We start from the raw sequence: 14,109 nt of genomic DNA, 5'->3' as shown, positions 1-14,109 counted from the left end.
GCGGGTCTGCCGTCAGGGCGCGAAGCCGGGGATCGCCCGCGTGTCGTAGCGGTGGCTGCGGAATTCCGGGCTGCGCAGGATCTGGAGGTGCATGGGGATCGTGGTCTGCACGCCCTCGCAGACCAGCTGCTCGAGCGCGAGGATCATCTGATCGCAGGCCGCGTCGCGGGTGTCGCCGTGGGTGATGACCTTGCAGATCAGGCTGTCGTAAAACGGCGGGACCTCGTAGCCAGCGCGCACGTGGGTGTCGACGCGGATCCCCGGACCGCTGGGCGCGACCCACTTGGTGATCACGCCGGGCGAGGGGCGAAAGCCCTGGGCGGGATCTTCGGCGTTGATCCGGCACTCGATCGCGTGACCCGTGAGCGCGATCTGATCTTGCGTGACCGAGAGCCGATGACCGGCGGCCACGCGGATCTGCTCGCGGACCAGATCGACGCCGCTGCGCATCTCGGACACGCAGTGCTCGACCTGCAGGCGGGTGTTCATCTCCATGAAGCGCAGCACGTGCGCGCCCTCGACCGCTTGATCGAGCAGAAACTCGATGGTTCCGGCGCCGACGTAGCCGATCGCCCGGGTCGCCTCGACCGCGGCGGCCAAGGTCCGCGCGCGCTCGTCTGGATCGAGGGTGGGCGCGGGCGACTCTTCAATTAGCTTTTGGTGGCTGCGCTGGACCGTGCAGTCGCGCTCGCCGAGGTGGACCACGTTGCCGTAGCGGTCGGCCATGATCTGGATCTCGATGTGGCGTCCGCCCTGGATCAGCTTTTCGAGATACAGACGGGCGTCACCGAAGGCCGCTTGGGCCTCTGCGCTGGCCTGCGTCCACGCTTGCTCGAGCTCGTTGGCGGTCTGGGCCGCGCGCATGCCCTTGCCGCCGCCGCCGCTCTCGGCCTTGAGCAACACGGGGTAGCCAACGGTCTCGGCCACGCGGCGGGCGTGCTCGAGATCAGACAAGATCCCGTCGCTGCCGGGGATCAGCGTGAGCCCCGAGCCACCCATGGCTTGCTTGGCCGGGGTCTTGCTGCCCATCAAGCGCATCACGTGCGCGGGCGGGCCGATGAAGGTCACGCCGTGCTGCTCACACAGTCCGGCGAAGCGGGGGTTCTCGGCCAAGAAGCCCCAGCCTGGGTGAAGCGCCGTGCACCCGCTCTGGCGGGCGGCCTGGACCACGCGCTCGAGCGCGAGGTAGCTGTGCGTTGACCGGGCCGGCCCAAGCACGACCTGCTCGCGACCCTCTGTCCACGGGCCGCCGCGATCCGCCGCAGACACGCCGAACACGGGGGTGATCCCGAGCTCGTCGCAGCTTCGCGCGATGCGGGTTGCGACCTCACCCCGGTTGGCGATGAACAGGCGATGAAAGCCGGCCATGGGGGCGGAATCTAACACGAACCCGCGCGGCCGGACCTCTCGCCGGGAAAGATCACTTGGGGATCGACTCGGCGTCTTTCAAGAAGCGCGCGAGCCCGCTGTCGGTCAGCGGGTGGTGGATCAGCTTGGCGATCACCGCGAAGGGGATCGTCGCGACGTGCGCGCGCAAGCGCAGGGCCTCGACCACGTGGGTCGGCGAGCGAACCGAGGCGACCAGCACCTGCGTGTCGAGCTCGTAGGAGTCGTACATGTCGACGATCTGCTCGACGAGACCCATGCCGTCGTGACCGATGTCGTCGAGCCGGCCCACGAAGGGCGAGATGTACGTTGCCCCCGCCTTGGCGGCGAGCAAGGCCTGCAGCGGCGAGAAGCACAGCGTGACGTTGGTCTTGATGCCCTCTTCGGTGAGCGTGACGACGGCCCGGATCCCCGCTTCGATCAGCGGCACCTTGACGACGATGTTCGGGGCGATCGCCGCGAGGTCACGGGCCTCGTCGATCATCGTCTCGTAGTCGGTCGCGAGCACCTCGGCGCTGACGGGGCCCGGGACCAACGCGCAGATCTCTTCCAGCACCGCGCGCATCTTCTTGCCAGTCTGGGCGACCAGCGAAGGGTTGGTGGTCACGCCGTCGAGCACGCCCATGGCCTGGGCGGCCTGGATCTCGCCAATATCCGCGGTGTCGATGAACAGCTGCATGGCATCGTGATCGCCGAAGGACAGCCCGTTTGCAAGCGGCCATGTCAGCCGAGCGCAGCCAGCAGCGCCTCGATCTCGGTGATCGGCATCGAGCAGGTCTGGGCCCGGCACACCAGCGCGTCCGCCCCCGCTGCCTCGGGGCGAATCATGAAGGAGATCGCGACTGGCGAGGCCAGCGAGCCACGTCGCTCGCGGATCGCGGCAGCGAGAGCCTGCCCCTGCTCGGGGCTCGCGGCGCGGATCGTGACGTGCACGGCCCGATCGCTGGCCCACTGCGCGGCGTTGATCAGCCCAGCGAACGCGAACGGCTGGGCGCTCGCGGTTGGGAACCGGCTGAGGGTCTGCTCGATCTGCTCGCGGGTGCCCGGGGGCGCGCCATGGCCTGCGGGCCCGCCCAGATCCAGACGCGCGAGCAGCTCGACGGCGGCCGCGAGCCCGCTTGGCAGCGGCGAGTCGTGCTGGCTCTCGGTCCGCTCGATCAGCTGCTCGCCGTCGTCGGCGGTGGTGAAGAAGCCGCCGCCCTCGCGCGCGTAGTGGGCCATCAGCTCGCGCGCGAGCGCCTCCGCTTCATCGTGCCAGCGCGGCTCGAGGGTCAGCTCGTGCAGATCCAGGCACGCGCGCCCGAGCAGCGCGACATCCTCGAGGTAGGCCCGGGTGTGGGCGACGCCCTGCCCAACAGAGCGAAGCGTTCCCCCAGACGGACCGACCAAGGGGCCCGAGCGCAGCGAGGGTGTCGACGCGCGCGGAGGCGAAGCCGAGCACGGGTCGAATCGGGCCGACTGGGGGTAATAAGAGGCGCGAAGCAGTCGAGTGTCCGCGTCGCGGTGGGTGGTCAGGATCGTTTCGGCTGCCCGCCGCGCGACGTTCGTCCACTGCTCGACCCGCTTCGCTTCGCCCCACACGTGGGCCGCCTCGGCCGCCCGACAAAAGCCGGAGATCGCCAGCGCGTTCCAGGCCGTCAGCAGCTTCTCGTCGCGCAGCGGCGGGACCCGGCCGTAGCGCAGCTCGAGCAGCTTGGCGCGGGCGGGCGCCAGCTCCAGATCCAGGGCCGGGGGGATCGGCTCGGGCCGGTGCAGCGCCGACATCCCGTGCTCGAAGTTGCCGTCCCGCGTGACGCCGTGAGCCCGCGCGAAGGTCTTGCCCATCGCCTCCCCGAGCGCGTCCTCGAGCTGCGCGGGCGTCCAACAAAAATACTTGCCCTCGACGCCCTCGCTGTCCGCGTCAGTCGCCGAATAGAAGGCCTCCCCCTCGCTGCGCATGTCCGCGGTCAAGTAGTCGGCGGTCTCCTCGACCACGCGGCGTAGGTACGCCAGCGGGCCGGTCGCCCCAAACGCGACGCTGGCTTCGGCGTAGAGCGCGAGCAGCAGCGCGTTGTCGTAGAGCATCTTTTCGAAGTGGGGGATCAGCCACTCGCGATCGGTGCTGTAGCGGGCGAAGCCGCCGCGCAGGTGATCGTAGATGCCGCCGCGCCACATCTTTTCCAGGGTCAGACGCAGCGCAGGGCCGGCGTCGCCCTGGGGTTGGTCGCGGCTGCGGCCAAGCAGCAGCTGCAGCCCAGGGACGTTGGGAAACTTCGGCGCGCGGCCCAGCCCACCCCACTGTGGATCGATGCGCTCGACCAAGCGGCGCCCCGCGTCGGCCCACGCGCCGGGGCTCGCCAGGCTCAGGTCCACGCCGGACGCGGCGTCCTCGTCGATGCTCTTGGCGAGCTCGGCGAACCCGTTCATGAACGCCTGGGCCTGCGAGAGCGCGTCGTCGCGCCGCTCGGTCCACAGCTCCGAGAGCGCGACCAACAATTTGGCGAAGCCGGGGCGCCCGTAGCGATCCTGCGCCGGAAAGTAGGTGCCGCCGTAGAACGGCCGCTGATCCGGGGTCAAGAACACGGTCAGCGGCCAGCCGCCGCCTTGGCCCATCAGCGCGACTACCTTCTGATAGATCGCGTCGATGTCGGGCCGCTCTTCGCGGTCGACCTTGATGTTCACGAAGTGCGCGTTCATCAGCGCCGCGATGGCGGGATCCTCGAAGGACTCGTGCGCCATCACGTGACACCAGTGGCACGCGCTGTACCCGACCGAGAGCAGGATCGGCTTGTCCTCGTGCTTCGCGCGGGCCAGCGCCTCGGGCCCCCAGCCGTACCAGTCGACCGGGTTGTTGGCGTGCTGGCGCAGGTAGGGGCTGGTCGAGTCGGCCAGCCGATTGGGGCCGCTGGGTTGGTTGGGATCGGACATCTGGATGCGGAGTCGTCAGCATAGCGAAGATCCCCCTGGGCTCGACCGACCCTGGCCGACGGGATCCCGGGCACCCGCTGACCCGCCCTTCGCGCCCGCGGGGGCTACGCTCGCTACTGGTCAGATGTCTGCGTCGCGCGGCTCGACCTGGTGCGTCAGCTCTCACCCGGTCACCTCAAAACCCCGGGCGCGGCTTTGGCCGGCCCCGAAAAGTTGCTATGTTCCGCGCCCCCGGAGAGGTGTCCGAGTGGTCGAAGGTGCCAGACTCGAAATCTGGTGTGGCGCAAGTCACCGTGGGTTCGAATCCCACCCTCTCCGCTACCTGAAAATTTAGCCCATGAGCGTGCCCGCCAGAGAACGGGCCCGCTCGAGCTCGTCTCGAGCACCGCTCGAGCACATCTGGAGAGGTGTCCGAGTGGTCGAAGGTGCATGATTGGAAATCATGTGTGGGGCAACCCACCGCGGGTTCGAATCCCGCCCTCTCCGTCGGTCGACAAGCCTAGTCTCGTACGACCGTTCATGCCCCGGGTGACGTTTCTCCCCCTAACTCCGCCAGGTCCGGAAGGAAGCAACGGTAAAGGGGAGAGCGGGTGCCCGTGGGCTTACCTGTTTTACGTCCAGGCTGCCCGACTCGGCCCGTACTCGGCTTCGGCTATTTTACGTCCAGGCTGCCCGACTCGGCCCGTACTCGGCTTCGCCTCCGTGCGCGCCGACACCCTCGCTGCGCTCGGGCCCAAGGTCGGGTCCGCCTGGACGAACGCTTCGCTCTTTTTTGCCTTGTTCGGCCGCGATGGGCCGTGGTCGGCTTCGCCTCCACCGACACCGACGCCGTGCCCGCGTCCAGAACCACGGCCCGCCACGGTAGAACAAGGAAAAAAAGCGAGCGAAGCGAGAGTCAACGCCGGCCCAGGCACGCAGTCGCAGTCGGTGGAGGCGAAGCCGACCACGTGCCGCCGCGAACGAACAAAGCAAAAGAGAGCGAAGCGTTCGTCCAGGCGGACCCGACCTTGGGCCCGAGCGCAGCGAGGGTGTCGGCGCGCACGGAGGCGAAGCCGAGTACGGGCCGAGTCGGGCAGCCTGGACGTAAAATAGCCCGCTCATGCTCCAAGCCCCCTTCTAGGGGGCCACACATGCCCCCGCGCACAAGCGGCCCCGAGGAGCGAAGCGACCAGACGCGAAGCGGCTGCAGTCGGCGAAGTGCGAAGACGGCCGGGGGGGTATAAAAACAACCCCCGTGCCTTACGTTGAGTATGCCTGCGAGGGACGCCTGCTGTTCCGGACCGAGACGACCGAGTCTGCGCAATTTGTGCCGCGGGTCCATGAGATCGTGGTCATCGACGACGAGCCCTACCAGGTGGTCGATGTCGAGTACTGGGCGCGGCGCTTGGGATCGACGGACCGGCGGTTCGTGTGGCCAACGGTCTACGTGATCCCCCTGTCAAGCGAGGACTGGAAGCTCCGGCTGGAGCGACGCAACCTAAAAGTGAAGCCCGACGGGCCGCCGGTGCGGTACTGACGTAGTCTGGGGGCCCGTGGCCTTGCTGCGACCAGACCTGATCCAGGCGCTGCTGCCCGCGCGTGAGCGCGAGCGGATCGAATCGTATGCGCTCGACGACGCGGGGGCGGGGACCGATGCGTTTGGAACCTCGGCGACGGGGATCGGCAACGCGTACGCGGTCGCGTACTGGCTGCACCGCTACTACTTCCGCGTGGTCTCTGCCGGGCACGAGAACATCCCGCTGTCGCGGGGCGGCGTGGTCGTTGGCAACCACAGCGGGGTGCTGCCGTTCGACGGCGCGATGGTGTCGACCGACGTGTTTCGCCATACGGATCCGCCGCGGCTGGTTCGCTTCATGGTCGACTTCTTCGTCTACAGCATGCCCTACATCGGGACGCTGTTTCGCAGCCTTGGCCAGGTCCCGGGCACGCGGCGCAACTTCGACGGGCTGATCGAAGAGGGGCACCTGGTGGGGATCTTCCCGGAGGGCGCCGACGCGCTGGGCAAGCCGGCCGAGGATCGCTACGAGCTGTTCCCGTTCTCGCATGGACACGTGGAGCTCGCGGCCCGACACGGGGCGCCGGTGATCCCGTTTGGGGTGGTCGGCGCAGAGGAGCAACAGACCGTGATCACCAACCTGCAACCGCTCGCGCGCGCGCTCAACCTGCCGTTCATTCCGGTCACGCGCACCTTCCCGTGGCTCGGGCCCGCCGGGCTGCTGCCCAAGCCGGTCCGCTACTTCATCCACTACGGGGAGCCGCTCGACATCGATCCCGCGGTGCTCGAGAGCATCGAAGTGCGCGCGTCGGAGGTCGAGCGGGTCCGCGACGCGGTCCGCGAACAGATCCGAGTTGGCCTCGAGCATCGACGGCTGGTGGACGAGGGGCGCGCATGAACGAGGGGCACGAAGACGATCGGGTGGTCAACGTCAACGCCGGCTCCGACCCCGACCCCGACCCCGCCCGGTCGCAAGACGCCGACGACCAGGTCCGCCAGATCATGGACTCGACGCCGACGCTGCTGCGCCCAGGTCCCCGGCGGATCCTGATCGCCGGGGCGCGACGCAAGATCGCCGGTGAACTGATCGCGTGTCTGCTCGAGGATCGGCGGATCGACAAGATCCTCGCGGTGGGTGAGGGCGCGTGCCCGCCGGGGTTGCTTGGCCACGATCCCAACCGCTTCATGTATCACACGGCGACGCTGGATCGCCGCCGCCAGGTCGACAACCTGTTCCTGTTCGAGGAATTCCGCGAGCACCCGCTCGACACCGTCGTGCACCTGGCGTTCTCGGGCAACCCCAAGGGCTACGACGTCTCGCGCCACGAGTACAACGTCAACGCGGCCCGGCACCTGCTCGACGCCAGCTTGCGGCATGGGATCGGCAAGTATGTGTTCCTGTCCAGCGACGCGGTCTATGCCGTGGGTCCGCGCGGCGACTACAAGGTCGCCGAAGACGCGGAGCTCAACCTCGATCCAAGCTCGCCCAAGTCGGTTCGCGACATCATTGACGCAGAGTTCTACTGTCGAGCCAAGATGGACTCGCCTGGGTGCGAGGTCATGGTCTTGCGCCCGGCGGGGGTGATCGGCGGGGGCGTGATGTCGGGGCTCAATTTGTTGTTCGAGAGCCACCCTCCGGTGCTGCCGATCGGCTTCGATCCAATGATCAACCCCACGACCAAAGAGCGGCTGGCTCGCGACATTCAGCTGGCCCTGATGCTGCGGGGCAAGGGCGTGTACAACATCGCGGGGCCGTCTCCGGGGCCGTTGACGCGGTTCTTGGAGCAGCGCGGGATCACGCCCATGCGCGTTCCTGGGCCGCTGCTGCGCCAAGCCAACCGGCTGCAGCGGATGATCGGCCAGACCCGCTATCACGCAGAGTACCAGCCCAAGCGGCTGTTCTACTCGCTGGTGCTCGACGACGCCCGGTTCGAGGCGGCGTTTCGTCAGCGCGCGAGCATGTTGTCCGCAGGCTGAGCGCCCTCGCGGTTCATGTATGATCAGCCATCGTGGCTGACATCGCGAAGACCCCGCAGGCACCGCTCCCACGCCGGCTCGCGTGGGTGTTGGTTCCGACCTACCTGCTGGTGCTGCTGAGCTTCGCGCTGCCAACGATCCCCCTCGACGGGAGCTTCGCGGCGCTCGTCTTGCGGGTGGCCGACTCGGCGACCTGGGAGCAGCTGCCCTTGTTGTGCATGGCCACGTTGATCCTGCTGACTTCGCGCCCGGGGCCAAACATGCGCAAGCGGGTGATCGAGACGGGGTTCATCCTCGCGGCCATGGTCGCGGCGCTGGCTGGCAACGCGCTGCTCAACGAGAGCGTGGTCAAGCCGGCGTTTCACGTGCCAAGGCCGAACATCGTCGCGCTGACGCAACACCACGCGCTCGAGCCGGCCGTCGCCGAGCCCCATGATTTTTATGCGCTTGGCGACAAGCAAGCGCGGCGCGACTACCTGGCCCCGCGCCTCGCCGCGCTCGAACAACCCGCGCTCGGGCCCAAGGTCCGCGCGCACTGGATCCACGAGACCGGCTACTCGTTCCCCTCGGGCCACGCGACGGCTTCAATGACCTTTGCAACGCTAACCCTGGCGCTGGGGATGGCGTGGTTGCACGGCTGGCGCCAGTGGATCACAGCGGCGATGCCGGTGTGGGCGTTGGGCGTGGTCTACTCGCGGCCGCTGCTGCAGGTCCACACGCCAACCGATGTGTCCGTGGGCGCGCTGCTTGGCATCGGGTGGGGGCTCGGAACGTTCGTGCTGGTCCGCTGGCTGGTCGAGCACACCACGGGGCCGGAGCCTCGCCAACGTAGTCACGCCCGCGCCACCATGGGGTGACGCGGGCGCTGGTTGTGTGTGTGTGTGAAGGTTGCGTGGGTTTAGCCGGCCACGCGCAGCGTGGTCTCGCCTTCGACGATCAGGTAGTCCTTGATCTTGGCGAAGGTCTTTTGACCGATCCCGCGAATGCGCATGATGTTGTTGCGCTGCTGGTATTTGTGGGTCTCGCGGTAGCTGATGATGCGCGCGGCGATCGACGGGCCAATCCCGGGCAGCAGCTCGAGCTCCGCCGCGCTCGCGGTGTTGATGTTGACCTGGCCCTCGAGGGTGACGGCGGCGTCGAAGCGATCGGCATCGTTGGCGTCGAGCTGAACCTGATCGACCTGCTGAAGCTGCTCGGTCTGCTCGACCAGCTCGACCGCGGTGGGTGCTGCCGCGAGGGCGCTGCCACCCACCAAAGTGGCGAGGACGAGGGCGAAGGAGGTGGTGATGTTGCGAATGGTCTTGTTCATGACGCCCGTACACAAAGCACGTGGTTTGCCAATGATCGAAATCCAATGATCACGAACAGTTGGACGAATTCATGCAAGATTGAGTGGCCCGTGGGCGGGACGGTGGCCCGCGGGCGGGCCACCCTCTTTGGCCCGCTCACGGGACACCTCGAGCGAGCCGGCACGAAGCTCGCTCCAATGGCCGACGCCCGCGCCACCAAGAGGTGACGCGGGCGTCGGGTTGGATCGGCCAAGTCCTACTTGGCCACGCGCAGGGTCGTCGCGCCTTCGACGGTCAAGAAGCCCTTGATCTTGTCAAAGGTCTTTTGGCCGACGCCCTTGACCCGCATGAGGTTGTTGGCCTGCTCGAACCGATGGGTCTCGCGGTAGCCAACAATTCGCTCGGCGATCGACGGCCCAATCCCGGGCAGCAGCTGCAGCTCGGCCGCGCTCGCGGTGTTGATGTTGACCTGACCTTCGAGGGTGACGGCGGCGTCAAACCGCGCGTCATCATGTACGACCGAGCTGGCGTCGATCGTTGCGACCTGGGCGGGCGCGGCCGCGAGGGCGCTGCCACCGACGAGCGTGGCGAGGACGAGGGCAAAGGAGGTGGTGAGGGTGCGAATGGTCTTGTTCATGACGCCCGCACACAAAGCACGTGGTTTGCCAATGATCGAAATCCAATGATCACGAACAGTTGAGCGGATTCGTGCAATTCGAGCTGGCCCGTGGGCGGGACGGTGGCCCGTGTGCGGGCCGGGGATCGTGGCTCGCTCACGGGCCACGCGCCGAGGCGACGCCATAGATCGAGGGTTGCGCGCTGGGTCGCTAGTGTCCTGAGTCAGCAACAACCTAAAAAAGTCAGCCCTCGCCAAAGACCTCCTGAAGTCGCTGGCAGTGACGGGCCACTGCCGCGATGATCTGGTCAGCGGTCTTGGTCCAGATGAAGGGCTTGGGGTCGGCGTTGTGTGCAGCGATGTACTCACGGATCGCTTGCTCGAGTTCGGCTGTCGAGCGGTGAACTCCCCGTCGCAGAGCCTGTTGAGTCAACAGCCCAAACCACCGCTCGACCTGATTGAGCCACGAGCTGTAGGTCGGTACGAAGTGGAAGTGAAAGCGACGATGCCGCTTGAGCCAGCGCTGGATCTCGGGGGCGCTGTGCGTGGCGTAGTTGTCCAGGATGACATGGACCTCGAGCTCCTCGGGCACGGACCTGTTGATCGTGTTGAGGAACTTGCGGAACTCGATGGCTCGGTGCCGCGAGTGGCACTCGCCGATGACCTCGCCAGTGGCAATGTTCAGCGCAGCGAATAAGGTTGTCGTGCCGTGCCTCAGGTACTGAGGGGTTTGACGCTCAGGCTGTCCGAACAGCATCGGGATGACCGGCTGTCCACGCTCGAGCGCCTGAATTTGCGACTTTTCGTCAACGCACAGAACGAGGGCGTTGTCGGGAGGACTCATGTACAGCCCGACGACGTCGCGGACCTTCTCCACGAAGAAGTCGTCCGTGCTCAGGCGGAACGTCTCTTGGCGGTGAGGCTTGAGGCTGAAGGCCCTCCAGATCCTCGACACGCTCGACTGACTAACTCCGAGCTTCTTGGCAAGCTGCCGAGTGCTCCAGTGAGTCTGCCCCTTCGGGGTCGTCTCGAGCGTGCTACGCAAGACTTCCTCGACCTTCTCATCGCTGAGCTTGCGGGCTGTTTTGGGGCGCGGGAGGTCGTGAAGACCGTCGGTGCCTTGCTTGGCGAATCGCTTGCGCCACTTCGAGACGGTCGCCGCGGACAGCCCCACCTTCTTCGAGACCTCAGTCGTCCCCATCCCTTGGGCGCAGAGCAAGACCACCCGGGCTCGTTGGGCAAGCTGGACTGACACAGTTCGGCCGCGAGCCCAACGCTCGAGTACCTTGAGGTCTTCGGCTGTTGGCTCGACATGTGTTGGAGGACGCCCCACGCGTGTACTGATCTGCATACACAACTAAGGCGGTCCCAGGCGTGGAACGTCACAGACTTTTTTGAACTTTCTACGGACTCAGGACACTAGCAGCCCGTGGTGTAATGCATCGTGTCGCCTCGCGCCGGAATTTTCGTCGAGGGCGCGAAGCCAAAACGCCGCTGTGGTGGGCCCACTGCAAGTTTTGGCGACAAAGCCCTCGGCGAAAAAGCCAAGCGAGGCGGCGCGAGGCATTGCACCACGGGCTGCTAGGCTAACGCCGCGACCTGCGTAGATGTAGCGAGACAGAACCGCGTGTCACCTGCCACCACTGCGGTGCGCGAGCCCTGACCCGCAACTCTGGCGCGATGCGGGGGGTAATGATGCGAGCAACGTCGAGTGCCCAGGGCCCAAGACTCGAGCTACGTGGGACGGATCCTGACCAACATCGCAGACCCCATGCGCTGTAGCGCTGTGTGCACAACATGCGTGGCCATTTTCCCGTATGGAGACGAAGGTAACCTCGAGAGAGCGAAGTGGCGAGGCTTTGCCGTGAGCACGTAACACATGCCCTCCGACTTGATCTTCATTCCTTCTGGCTCACGGAGCTTTTCGATCTCATCCGGGCGGAACGACACATCGTAGTTGGTCCGCTTCTCGTCGCGCCCTGTCAACGGGAGACCGATAACGAGGCCGTCCCGTCGAAGAACTGGGTCCGATATGATTAGCCACAGGTGCTTCCCTCCGACTTCAGCCCCGTGGGCTTCGCCAGAGTCGATTTCATACACGTGCTCGCATGGAATCTGTCGACGCGAAGTCATGCAACCTTACTTGACCAGTGTAGGCCGTCCTCATTGACGGCTGCCGACACGAGCCCGAACGCACGGCTGGCAGAGTCTAGAAACGCAAACGTGAGATCATCCCAGATCATCAAATCTTGCCGGTCGGAGTAGATCCACGTGGCAATCGCCATGAGGAGAAATCGGCCCCTCGAATCCTCCTGTTGGATCATGGGATGAGCCTGGATCCCGCCAGGCAAGAACCTCAGCAAAGCGGCTTCGTCATCGGCGGCAAGCAAACCGAGCCGGATCCGCTCGATCACCTCGTCGGTCCCGCCGCGAGTTCGAAGGTCTTTGAAGAGGTTGTTCCTTGAAGGCGGCCTGATTGGACCCTCCATCAGTTCAAGGCCCATCGTGATAACTCGAACGGCAATGCCGGCCTCTGGCATGATCTCCGCGAGGATCTGTTCCATCTGTGCGCGATCACCAGCCATCAAGAGACGGGAGATCGCCTTCTGAAGAAGCTTCTCGGCACCAACGACAAGTTCTGCAGCCTCGCGGGTTGACGCGTCCTTCGTTCCATCGAGCACAGCGATCGCGGTCTCGATAAATCGCGGACTTCGCGCATGCGCGTTTTCTTGGGCGTGCATGACGAAAGTCTAACCCGCAAACCGCAAGAACGCGGGGCAGCGCGCGAGAGGCAAGCGCACGGACACCTGAACAGTCTGCGGAGATCGTGTCGCGCGTGCCACGCCCGATGGGCGTCGGAACATGCTCAGCGATTGGGTCCGATGGGACCCCCAGTTCGAGGTCGCTAGGTCGCCAGCTCCCAAGCGTGATGGAGATTGACCGGCGCGCGCGACACCACTTCGCGCGGGTGCTGGAGCCTCTCTTCTAGCCACAGCGAGCGCCCTTCGAGCCCCACAGGCGCGATGCACATCGCGGGTGTAGCGAAGCTACACAGCGAGTTCATGCTGCCGATCAACGCGATCGGGCTCGTGTGCCGCGAGTCCTTGGGCGAGTTCACGACGCGGCGTCGCGCTCGGCCTGGGGGGTACCCAAGTGACGCCGCTACAGCACGCGCCCGCGGACCAGCGTCGCGCGGACCGGGCCGGCGTCGTGGCGAAACAACAGCGCGTCGATGATCGTGTCGAGATCACTCGAGCCTAGCAGCGGCAGATCGATCACCGCGAAGTCAGCCTCGAACCCCGGCGCGACACACCCAAGCTGCCCGCGGCCGAGCGCGCGCGCCCCCCCACGGGTTGCGAGCCACAGCAGCGCCTGCGGGCTGAGGGCGGCGCCGTGCAGCAGCGCCGCGTCGTGGGCAGCGGCGGCCACCCGGCGCACCGAGAAGGTCCGGCCGGCCCCAACGTCGGTGCCCAGGCCCACGCGTAGACCCCGATCCAGCGCGGCCTGCAGCGGCATCGCGCCGCTGCCCAAGAAGAAATTGCTGTCGGGACAATGCGCGATCGCAATGTTGCGATCCACGAACCGGGACCACTCGTGATCGGACAGATGAATGCAGTGCGCGAGGATCGTGTTCGCGGTCGCGCAGCCGTGGGCCTCGTACACGCCCAGGTAGTCGCGCTGACCGGGGAACAGCTCGAGGGTCTTGGCGATCTCGTCGAGGTTTTCGCTGATGTGACTCTGGATCAGCAGGCCGTGCGTGGCCGCGAACGCGCCCGCGGCATCCATCAATTCGGGGGTGCAGCTAATCGCGAAGCGGGGGATCATTGACAGCTGCAAGCGGCCGCGGTCGTAGCCGTGCCAGCGCTCGAGCAGGCCCTCGCTGGCCGCGAGCGCGTCGGCAGCCGAACGCAGCAGCGCGGCAGGGGCGTGGCGATCCATCAATGTCAGGCCGGTCGCGGCCCGCAATCCACGGCGCGCGAGCGCAGCAAACAATTGCTCGGTCGCGCCGGGATGACTGCTGCTGTAGATCGCGGCGCTGGTCGTGCCCTGGGCGATCATGGCGTCGCAAAATTCGTTGGCGACGGTAGCTGCGTAGTCTTTGTCGGCGAAGCGCCGCTCCTCGGGGAACACGGAGCGCTCGAGCCACGGCAGCAGCGGGCCGCTGGCGCTGCCGATCACCCGGGTTTGCGGAAAGTGCAGGTGCACGTCGATGAAGCCCGGAACGATCACCGCGCCGGGCCACGTTTGGGGCAGCGCACAGTCGGCGGGCGCGGCCTCGACCGATGCAATCACGCCAGCGTCGTCGATCCGCACCACGGCGTCAGGCACCAGGCTCACGCGTGGGGCATCGGGATCTGGCGCGAGCACGCAGCCACGGATGGTCTGAAGGGTCCCTGTCATGGCGACGGCGGATGTGTCGTATCACGAATCGTCCCCTG

Annotated in this window: 14 protein-coding genes, 2 tRNA genes and 1 other RNA gene; 7 read left to right on the top strand and 10 right to left on the bottom strand. The window is 66.4% G+C overall.

Annotated elements, in window-relative coordinates; genetic code table 11:
- Nucleotides 1-12: 12 nt before the first annotated feature.
- The 3 genes from DB30_RS29850 to DB30_RS29840 are packed head-to-tail and all read right to left on the bottom strand — an operon-like array spanning nt 13 to nt 4,293.
- Nucleotides 13-1,368, bottom strand: coding sequence for an acetyl-CoA carboxylase biotin carboxylase subunit (locus tag DB30_RS29850; RefSeq protein ID WP_052555343.1), 1,356 nt, complete (start codon nt 1,366-1,368; stop codon nt 13-15).
- A 52-nt stretch (nt 1,369-1,420) separates the two neighbouring features.
- Nucleotides 1,421-2,065: a fructose-6-phosphate aldolase gene (gene fsa / locus DB30_RS29845; protein WP_052555388.1), complete on the bottom strand. Its 645-nt coding sequence runs from the start codon at nt 2,063-2,065 to the stop codon at nt 1,421-1,423.
- 44 nt (nt 2,066-2,109) lie between these two features.
- Nucleotides 2,110-4,293, bottom strand: coding sequence for a thioredoxin domain-containing protein (locus DB30_RS29840; RefSeq protein ID WP_052555340.1), 2,184 nt, complete (start codon nt 4,291-4,293; stop codon nt 2,110-2,112).
- Nucleotides 4,294-4,526: 233 nt separating this feature from the next.
- Between DB30_RS29840 and DB30_RS29835 the strand changes: the two genes are divergently transcribed.
- From DB30_RS29835 to DB30_RS29805, 7 genes are all read left to right on the top strand, one after another.
- Nucleotides 4,527-4,611: transfer RNA gene (locus tag DB30_RS29835), tRNA-Ser, on the top strand.
- 83 nt (nt 4,612-4,694) lie between these two features.
- Nucleotides 4,695-4,779: transfer RNA gene (locus DB30_RS29830), tRNA-Ser, on the top strand.
- Between the two features lie 30 nt (nt 4,780-4,809).
- Nucleotides 4,810-4,903, top strand: an RNA gene (gene ffs, locus DB30_RS29825) — signal recognition particle sRNA small type.
- 624 nt (nt 4,904-5,527) lie between these two features.
- Complete coding sequence (locus tag DB30_RS29820) at nt 5,528-5,809, top strand: hypothetical protein (RefSeq protein WP_052555339.1); 282 nt, start codon at nt 5,528-5,530, stop codon at nt 5,807-5,809.
- 16 nt (nt 5,810-5,825) lie between these two features.
- Entirely contained in the window at nt 5,826-6,686 is an 861-nt protein-coding gene (locus tag DB30_RS29815) for a lysophospholipid acyltransferase family protein (RefSeq protein ID WP_052555335.1), read from the top strand.
- Entirely contained in the window at nt 6,683-7,765 is a 1,083-nt protein-coding gene (locus DB30_RS29810) for an NAD-dependent epimerase/dehydratase family protein (RefSeq protein ID WP_052555333.1), read from the top strand. Before DB30_RS29815 ends, DB30_RS29810 begins: the two co-directional genes overlap by 4 nt.
- A 32-nt stretch (nt 7,766-7,797) precedes the next feature.
- Nucleotides 7,798-8,622: a phosphatase PAP2 family protein gene (locus tag DB30_RS29805; protein WP_052555332.1), complete on the top strand. Its 825-nt coding sequence runs from the start codon at nt 7,798-7,800 to the stop codon at nt 8,620-8,622.
- Nucleotides 8,623-8,663: 41 nt separating this feature from the next.
- On the opposite strand, the gene DB30_RS29800 is transcribed toward DB30_RS29805, so the two are convergent.
- From DB30_RS29800 to guaD, 7 genes are all read right to left on the bottom strand, one after another.
- Nucleotides 8,664-9,074: a ComEA family DNA-binding protein gene (locus tag DB30_RS29800; protein WP_052555329.1), complete on the bottom strand. Its 411-nt coding sequence runs from the start codon at nt 9,072-9,074 to the stop codon at nt 8,664-8,666.
- Between the two features lie 236 nt (nt 9,075-9,310).
- A complete protein-coding gene (locus tag DB30_RS29795; RefSeq protein WP_052555327.1) occupies nt 9,311-9,691 on the bottom strand; it encodes a ComEA family DNA-binding protein in 381 nt (126 codons plus the stop codon).
- 223 nt (nt 9,692-9,914) lie between these two features.
- The gene (locus tag DB30_RS29790; RefSeq protein WP_146661203.1) at nt 9,915-11,021 is read right to left on the bottom strand and encodes an IS630 family transposase; all 1,107 of its coding nucleotides are present in this window, start codon (nt 11,019-11,021) and stop codon (nt 9,915-9,917) included.
- 383 nt (nt 11,022-11,404) lie between these two features.
- Complete coding sequence (locus tag DB30_RS43240; protein ID WP_146661201.1) at nt 11,405-11,803, bottom strand: type II toxin-antitoxin system PemK/MazF family toxin; 399 nt, start codon at nt 11,801-11,803, stop codon at nt 11,405-11,407.
- Entirely contained in the window at nt 11,800-12,411 is a 612-nt protein-coding gene (locus DB30_RS29780; protein WP_146661199.1) for a hypothetical protein, read from the bottom strand. The genes DB30_RS43240 and DB30_RS29780 overlap by 4 nt, the downstream gene beginning before the upstream one ends.
- Before the next feature lie 164 nt (nt 12,412-12,575).
- Nucleotides 12,576-12,788 (bottom strand): hypothetical protein, encoded by a 213-nt coding sequence (locus tag DB30_RS29775; RefSeq protein WP_052555322.1) that lies wholly within the window; start codon nt 12,786-12,788, stop codon nt 12,576-12,578.
- Between the two features lie 44 nt (nt 12,789-12,832).
- On the bottom strand, nt 12,833-14,071 hold the full coding sequence (gene guaD, locus DB30_RS29770) for a guanine deaminase (RefSeq protein WP_052555320.1): 1,239 nt from the start codon (nt 14,069-14,071) through the stop codon (nt 12,833-12,835).
- Nucleotides 14,072-14,109: the final 38 nt, after the last annotated feature.

The organism is Enhygromyxa salina (assembly GCF_000737335.2).
GTDB classification, from domain to species: domain Bacteria; phylum Myxococcota_A; class Polyangia; order Nannocystales; family Nannocystaceae; genus Plesiocystis; species Plesiocystis salina_C.
Note: the sequence above shows the minus strand (reverse complement) of the source record. Positions and strands in the feature narration are given on the sequence as shown.

Excerpts from the sequence above, each read along its gene's own strand:
- DB30_RS29850 (WP_052555343.1), bottom strand. The coding sequence starts at position 1,368 with ATGGCCGGCTTTCATCGCCTGTTCATCGCCAACCGGGGTGAGGTCGCA.
- fsa (WP_052555388.1), bottom strand. The coding sequence starts at position 2,065 with ATGCAGCTGTTCATCGACACCGCGGATATTGGCGAGATCCAGGCCGCC.
- DB30_RS29840 (WP_052555340.1), bottom strand. The coding sequence starts at position 4,293 with ATGTCCGATCCCAACCAACCCAGCGGCCCCAATCGGCTGGCCGACTCG.
- DB30_RS29810 (WP_052555333.1), top strand. The coding sequence starts at position 6,683 with ATGAACGAGGGGCACGAAGACGATCGGGTGGTCAACGTCAACGCCGGC.
- DB30_RS29800 (WP_052555329.1), bottom strand. The coding sequence starts at position 9,074 with ATGAACAAGACCATTCGCAACATCACCACCTCCTTCGCCCTCGTCCTC.
- DB30_RS29795 (WP_052555327.1), bottom strand. The coding sequence starts at position 9,691 with ATGAACAAGACCATTCGCACCCTCACCACCTCCTTTGCCCTCGTCCTC.
- DB30_RS29790 (WP_146661203.1), bottom strand. The coding sequence starts at position 11,021 with ATGCAGATCAGTACACGCGTGGGGCGTCCTCCAACACATGTCGAGCCA.
- DB30_RS43240 (WP_146661201.1), bottom strand. The coding sequence starts at position 11,803 with ATGACTTCGCGTCGACAGATTCCATGCGAGCACGTGTATGAAATCGAC.
- DB30_RS29780 (WP_146661199.1), bottom strand. The coding sequence starts at position 12,411 with ATGCACGCCCAAGAAAACGCGCATGCGCGAAGTCCGCGATTTATCGAG.
- guaD (WP_052555320.1), bottom strand. The coding sequence starts at position 14,071 with ATGACAGGGACCCTTCAGACCATCCGTGGCTGCGTGCTCGCGCCAGAT.